Genomic DNA, 6475 nt, shown 5'->3' on the forward strand with positions numbered 1-6475 from the left:
ATAGCGGAAAACTCCACCTTCAAACGGTCCTGTTTGCGGGGATCAGATCAACTTTCAGGTGCCCCCGGCCATCGCCACTGTAGGTCGCTGTCCCGATATCGAACAGCATCTCGGCGACCGCCGCCTCGACATAGAGCATGAGCTGCGGGTCATCAAGGAACAGGTCGACATCGTGGCTTTCGCGATGGTCGATCTGGAGCATCATGGCGGTGCCCCCACCGAAGGTCCATCCGGTCAGGATATCCGCTTCGCGGTTCACCGCGTCGATGATCTGGAAAGCTTCGCCGAGAAGATCCTCCCAGCGTGAAGGTTGCGGCGTCACGCGAGAAGGGCGATCTTCTGGCCTGACCACTTGGCGAAGGCGGCGGCCGTCTTGACCAGGGTGTCCTCGGACACGCCGTGAGCCTTCGCAAACGCCTTCTGCGCACCCGCATCGGTTTCCGTGAAGAACGAGTTGACCTGGCCTTTCGTGATGTCACCTGCGTTCAGGGTCGCCGCAAGCGCGCGCCCGTCCAGATAGGTCTGGTACGGTGCGTTCACGGTCGTGAGCAGAACTGTGTGCATCTCCTGGGTCATAGCGCTCTGAATATAGCGATATCGCTAAAATGTGCAAGATTGCGCAATCCATCTCTACATGCCAACTGACTGAGATTTGGACCTTTTACTATCGGTATCGGACCCGCCGTCACCAGGGTCGACCACCCCCGCATCCTCCAATTGCTCCCGGTCCGGCAGGTCGCGCAAGCTCTCCAGCCCGAACGCGACCAGGAACTTCTCCGTGGTCACGAAGGTATAGGGCGCTCCCCGGCGCGGGCTTCTTGGGCCGGTGGCGATCAAGTCGCGGGCGTGCAACCGGCCGATCAGATCGCGGCTGATCTCCTTGGCGAAGATTTCGTTGAGCCCTGCCCGGGTGATCGGCTGGTGGTAGGCGATCGCCGCCAGCACGGCCACGTCGAATTCGCGCAGATCGAGATCCTGCGCGCCGACCTCCGCCGCCGCCCGGATTGCCGGGGCGTAGGCCGCGCGGGTGCGCAGGATCCAGCCGTCAGCGACGCGGGCCACCTCAAAGGCGCGGCCCTCGAGATCGGCAGCGAGATCCTCGATCAGCAGATCGACCGACGCCCCCTGCCCCACCACCTTTGCAAGATCCTCACGCGACACCGGGGCGGCGGACGCGAACAGCACCGCCTCGATGCGGCACAGCCATTCCCGCCAGCGCAGCTCCGGCGGCAGGTCGGCCATGTCGCGGTCAAGCCCGCTCAAAACGGATCGATGATGCGGGCGCCGGTCGGGGCGAAATCAGCGCCGTTGCCAGTGACCACCGCCGCATCCCGGGAGAGCGCCTGCGCCGCGATCATCAGATCGGCCCCGGCATGGCCGATCCGGGCCGACAGATCGCCCCAGACGAGCGCGTCCTGCGCAGTAAAGTCGAGCACCCGGTCGCCAAAAATCGCCACCGTCCGCTCCAGCCAGTGGCGCAGATCCTGCGCGAATTCCGGATCGCGTCCCTCCTGCCGGCGGATGCCGCGCTCGATCTCGCCCAGGGTGATGACGCTGAGGAACAGATCGGCCTCGGATTTCCCGGCCAGCCAGGCCGCCACTTTCGGCGCGCGCCCGGCCCGCCGGACGGCCGAGATCACGTTGGTGTCGAGGATGTAGATCAAAACACGACATCCCGTGGCGCGGCCTCGGCCCGCTCGACCTCGCCCCCCGGGAAGGCCAGAAGATGCTCGGTGAAACTCTCGCGGCGCGCCTGCGCCGCCCTGACCAGCCGATGATACTCCTCGGCCGAGACCACCACCACCGCCGGTTTGCCGCGGCGCGAGACCTCCTGCGGCCGGCCGGCCAGGGCGGCCTCGACCACAGCGCTGAACCGGTTCTTGGCATCGTGCAGGGTTAACATGTCACTCTCCTATCTAGCTATCTATCTAGATAATACTTTCCAGGTTCAAAAGCAATGCTCAGATCCCGTAGAGCCGGAAGGTGTCCCGGCCGCTCAGCTCGCGCACGACACCCAATTCCACCAGCCGGTCGCAGAGCCGCCGCGCGGCCCGATCAGACAGCGGCAGCGCCGCCGGCATGACAGCATCGCGGCTCAGGAAGATGTCGACCGCGTCCCCGGCCCCCTTGGCGCGCAGCTTCGGCACCACCGCCCGCAGCCGCGCCGCCCGGCGGGCCAGGTCCACCGCCATCGGCACCGTGTCGGCCGCCGAGGTCACGACAGCCCGGTGACAGGCCAGGCGCAACCTCGAACGCGTCGGATTGGCCGATGCCATGGACAAGCCCGCCAGCGATATGTCGAACGGCATGCAACAGCGGGTCGGCATTGCACGGGCCTTCGCGCTTTCGCCCAAGCTACTGCTGCTGGACGAACCTTTTCGAATGCTCGACAGCCTCACCCGATGGGAGCTGCAAGAGGTGTTGATGGAGGTCTGGTCCCGCACCAAGGTCCCGGCGATCTGTGTCACCCATGACGTCGATGAGGCGATCCTGCTCGCCGACCGCGTGGTGATGATGACCAACGGGCCACAGGCGACCATCGGCAAGATCACTTCGGTCGACCTACCCCGTCCACGCACCCGCAAGGCGCTGCTGGAGCACCCGGATTACTACACCTATCGGCAAGAGGTTCTTGATTTTCTTGAGGAATACGAACACGGCAATCATCCAAAACCCACCTCTGATGGAACGCCAAAGCCCAAGGCATCGCCCCCGAAGCCGATTGCAGCGGAGTGAACGACATGACCCAAAAACTCGTCATCATCGGGGCCGGCATGGCCTCGGGCCGGGTGATCGAAACGCTGGTCGAGACCGCCCCTGACGCCTACGACATCACGCTCTTCAACGCCGAGCCGCGCGGGAACTACAACCGCATCATGCTGTCGCCGGTGCTTTCAGGCGAGAAAACCTACGAGGACATCGTCACCCATGACGACGACTGGTACGCAGAGCATGGCGTGACCTGCCGGTTTGGCGAGCATGTGGTGGGGATCGACCCCGAGATGAAGGTGGTCGAGGGGCAGAATGGGCATGTGCCCTATGACAAGCTGATCATCGCAACCGGATCCGCGCCATTCATCATCCCTGTTCCAGGCAAGGATCTGCCCGGCGTCATTACCTACCGCGATCTCGATGACACCAACGCGATGGTCGAGGCCGCGGCCAAAGGCGGCAAGGCCGTGGTGATCGGCGGCGGGCTGCTGGGCCTTGAGGCAGCGGCCGGTCTGGCCGAACGCGGCATGGATGTGACCGTTGTACACCTGATGGGCCACCTCATGGAACGGCAGTTGGACGAGGCGGCAGGCTACCTTCTGCGCCGCGATCTGGAAAAACGGGGGATCACCATCCGCACGCAGGCCTCAACCAAGGCGATCATCGGTGATGGACGTGCCGAGGCGGTCCTGTTGGAAGGCGACGAAACCCTGCCCACCGATCTGGTCGTCATGGCGGTCGGTATTCGCCCTGAAACCCGGCTGGTGTCGCGTTGCCCTTTAATCGGCTCTGCCTCAATCTGTGTGGCGGAACGGTAGCATTCTCGCCCGCAACAATTCTGGACCGGCTCGACCGTACATGGCGCGTTTGAGCGTCTTCAGGCGATTGATCTGACCTTCTGCTTGGCCGTTGCTCCATGGCATCTCGATGGCGTTTTTGACTGCATCGAAGTCCCGATTCAATGTGCGGGCAAAGCGCACGATGGGCGCCAGATCGGTTTCGATCGCGTTGTCGATCCATGCTGGGAGCGGGTCTGCTTGGCGGCCGCGCAGGATACCGTTGAACCGCATGGCGAGACTTCGCATCGTTGCGAAGGCGGGAGAACCGGCCTTGAGCGCGTCGACTTTCCGCGCTTGATCCGGGGTGAGCTTTCCGCGGGGTTTGATGCACAGCGCGGCTGCGATGACCGGGGAAATCGCGTGCCCCGTTTCCGGGTCCCGGACTGGCTTAAGGATTTCGTGCTCTACCTTGGAGTCGCTCCCTTGCTGTTCTGCTTTTCGCCAGCCCGCCAACAGACGCTGCAAATGCGACTGACTCCCCTCGTAACCGCGCTCTCGGATCAGACGGAACAGGGCGCTGCCAGTTCGAATGCCCTCCTTCCAGCTTTGGCTCAGGAACTCTTCAAAGTACCACGGCGATGTCGGCTTCAAAGCGGCCCGCCTGCGGTCCGGTGGTGTCTCGAACTGCAGCCATTTCGCGATGCTGCGACGCGGGAACCTTGTTCGCCGCCCGATCTCGCTGCATGAAAGCCCCTGATTTCGGAGCGCATGAATGGTGGCGAAAATCTCTTCCCGAGACGTCCTATGCGCCAGGCGTGACTTCAGAAGGCTGCCGGCTGCGGTGATGTTGTCGGCGTCGGACAGCAGCGCCCTGCCGGTCGCACGGCCGTGAAGGTTCATTTGCTCCTCGATGGCCTGCCGCAGGTTTTGTACGATATGGAACCGGTCAGCGACCTGCTTCGCCTGCGGTGCCCCTTGCCGTGCTGCCTGGGCGTAGAGACCGCAGCGATCTCTGCTGATCACTTCCACCTCGGGGTGTCGCTTCAGCCAGTTGGTGCAGCTGACGACATCTCGATCCTCAAGAATGTCGATCACCACGCGACGCTCCAGATCCACAATGATCGTGCCGTAGGTTTGCGATTTCCGCCAACTCCAGTCGTCGATCCCGATGACTGTCGGCGACTCGCCACTGTCTTGGGCACGGTTCTTCAGCTGCCTAAGCACCGTGTCATCGCTGACTCCAAGGCCCAAACGATGCAACAACCGCTCGGCTGGCCGTCCGCCGGTCGCATGCCCAAGATGGGTGACAATCTCCCCGACACGCGAAGTACGACGTGCAAATGGACGCGCAATCGAGGCGATTTGGTCTGAGAATGTCCGGCGTGGGCAAGCGGGTGCCTGACATCGCCAACGGCAAATTGCGAGATCAACCGTTACCTCGTCTCCATGCGCGGGATAATCCTGCAGCCGCCGACGCCGCCAGCCGTGACGTCGGCGTGAATGCAATCCACAGTCTGGGCAAATGCCGTTGGGAGCCAAGACGCCAGATACAATCCACCCGCCTCTTTCACTTCGCTCAACGCTTTGAACGGCAACATCGCTCCCGGGCGACCAGTGCTTCTTCGAACTCACAACTATACCTCCTGAATTTTCCAGTTTCAGGATAGTTGCGCCACACAAAGTGAGGCAGAACCCAATTATGGGCTACGCGACATTTCCGCTGCTTTCCAATCGGCGGTTGGACCGTCATTGTGGCATACACCGGACCGACAGCACGGCGCGACGATCCTTACCCTGCGCGTCGCGGAACCGGACCTCGTGGGTTCCGCTGGATTGCACTTCAGCTATCATCCTGGAAAATGTCGTTCCGCCATACCGTCCTTGGTCTGCCAATTTTGGTGCGATTTGACTTGGCGGAAGACTGGCGAACTTCTTTGAATTACATAGCGACAGCACTGCCGCGCGTTCAGCCGCGCTCAGCTTGTTTGCCGACTACGGGCGCGGCACGAGAGGACGCTGACCGCCATGCCGCGATCTGCGCCGAATATAGCTCACACTTGCGGCAGTATTCAGCCAAATCGGCATCGGTAAGAGCCGCCGTTTCCAGCACCTCTGCGAACTTGTCACGTGACGACCAACCCTCGGGCCCAGCGTCAGGCACAAGCTGCCCCTTGCCGCGCGCATCCGCACGCCACTTGTGCAGCGTTGCCTCGGAGATTCCTTCCTCTTACGACAACTGCCGAATGGCTATGTTGTTCGGCGGCAGCATCCGCTTCAGTACAGCCGACCTTCGTTCCAGTGAATATCCCAAATCATCGCCCTATCCCGTACCCTTAAGAAATAGAGGAAAAGTAGAACAGCGGACAACTTCCAAGACACTGGGGGAGTTCGAACACTTCGTGCATCAGAGTATAGAAACAGCAACGTTTCTATGATTTTAACCTCACGTGACCAAGTCCATTTGCTGACTTGGCGCTGATATCGGGCAGAAGACATAAGGCGGTTGTATGAAGCTTCAGTCTCCGCTCCCCAAGTGCTATCGATACTGCCGCTATAATAACCTTCGGCGCGCAGGCCATCCTGCACCATTTTTCGAAAACCGATATCACGCTGTTCAAAAGCTGTGCAAAGCGCTTGGATAGTGGATAGTGACTGCCCCTTGCTGAGCATATGCGGGCAGAACCCCGGTTGCGATCAGACTCGTGGACAGGAGGGCTAGGGCCTTCTGTGGTTGCCGCCCGTAGTGCAAGAATTTTTTGACCCTATTGGCGAGTGATCGAGTGCGGTCTTCTGTAAGGCCTCGAGATGCGGCACTTCCAAAAGCCGCGGGCCGGGATGGTGATCAGCGGATCAGGTCCAAATCTGTTGAGCGAGCTCTGAGCTCGTAGGCCCTAACTGGTTTTCCCAATCCAGATCTATTCGATCGTTTTGCCCATTCAGGTCGTCGTCTTCTTACACTCCCCTTGGCACCGTCGCTAGCAGTT

Annotated in this window: 6 protein-coding genes and 3 pseudogenes; 2 read left to right on the plus strand and 7 right to left on the minus strand. The window is 61.4% G+C overall.

Translation table 11 applies throughout. The annotated features are described in order from the left end of the window. Positions 1-19: 19 nt before the first annotated feature. From A3722_RS20705 to A3722_RS20730, 6 genes and pseudogenes are all read right to left on the minus strand, one after another. Positions 20-322 carry a nucleotidyl transferase AbiEii/AbiGii toxin family protein gene (locus tag A3722_RS20705; protein WP_067626855.1) on the minus strand — a complete coding sequence of 101 codons (303 nt, stop codon included), beginning with the start codon at positions 320-322 and terminating at the stop codon, positions 20-22. Beyond that, a complete protein-coding gene (locus A3722_RS20710) occupies positions 319-576 on the minus strand; it encodes a hypothetical protein (RefSeq protein ID WP_067626853.1) in 258 nt (85 codons plus the stop codon). The genes A3722_RS20705 and A3722_RS20710 overlap by 4 nt, the downstream gene beginning before the upstream one ends. Positions 577-630: 54 nt before the next feature. Beyond that, a complete protein-coding gene (gene scpB / locus A3722_RS20715; RefSeq protein WP_067626851.1) occupies positions 631-1242 on the minus strand; it encodes an SMC-Scp complex subunit ScpB in 612 nt (203 codons plus the stop codon). Positions 1243-1259: 17 nt separating this feature from the next. Continuing rightward, a complete protein-coding gene (locus A3722_RS20720) occupies positions 1260-1664 on the minus strand; it encodes a type II toxin-antitoxin system VapC family toxin (protein ID WP_067626849.1) in 405 nt (134 codons plus the stop codon). Then, positions 1661-1903, minus strand: coding sequence for a type II toxin-antitoxin system Phd/YefM family antitoxin (locus A3722_RS20725; RefSeq protein ID WP_067626847.1), 243 nt, complete (start codon positions 1901-1903; stop codon positions 1661-1663). Before A3722_RS20725 ends, A3722_RS20720 begins: the two co-directional genes overlap by 4 nt. Positions 1904-1961: 58 nt before the next feature. Next, positions 1962-2249, minus strand: a pseudogene (locus A3722_RS20730) (DUF1403 family protein); the annotation flags it as partial. Between A3722_RS20730 and A3722_RS20735 the strand changes: the two are divergent. After that, positions 2248-2736 (plus strand): annotated as a pseudogene (locus A3722_RS20735) (ATP-binding cassette domain-containing protein); the annotation flags it as partial. The pseudogenes A3722_RS20730 and A3722_RS20735 sit on opposite strands and share 2 nt — an antisense overlap. Before the next feature lie 5 nt (positions 2737-2741). Then, positions 2742-3482 (plus strand): annotated as a pseudogene (locus tag A3722_RS20740) (NAD(P)/FAD-dependent oxidoreductase); the annotation flags it as partial. Between the two features lie 24 nt (positions 3483-3506). Here the strand turns inward: A3722_RS20740 and A3722_RS20745 are convergent. Continuing rightward, positions 3507-5123, minus strand: a complete 1617-nt coding sequence (locus tag A3722_RS20745; protein ID WP_443068607.1) for an ISL3 family transposase — start codon at positions 5121-5123, stop codon at positions 3507-3509. Positions 5124-6475 lie beyond the last annotated feature (1352 nt).

Origin of the sequence: Sulfitobacter sp. HI0027 (assembly GCF_001634775.1) — a bacterium.
Taxonomy (GTDB): Bacteria; Pseudomonadota; Alphaproteobacteria; order Rhodobacterales; family Rhodobacteraceae; genus Sulfitobacter.

Coding starts and splice junctions, on each gene's coding strand:
- scpB (WP_067626851.1), bottom strand. CDS start 1,242: ATGGCCGACCTGCCGCCGGAGCTGCGCTGGCGGGAATGGCTGTGCCGC.
- A3722_RS20710 (WP_067626853.1), bottom strand. CDS start 576: ATGACCCAGGAGATGCACACAGTTCTGCTCACGACCGTGAACGCACCG.
- A3722_RS20725 (WP_067626847.1), bottom strand. CDS start 1,903: ATGTTAACCCTGCACGATGCCAAGAACCGGTTCAGCGCTGTGGTCGAG.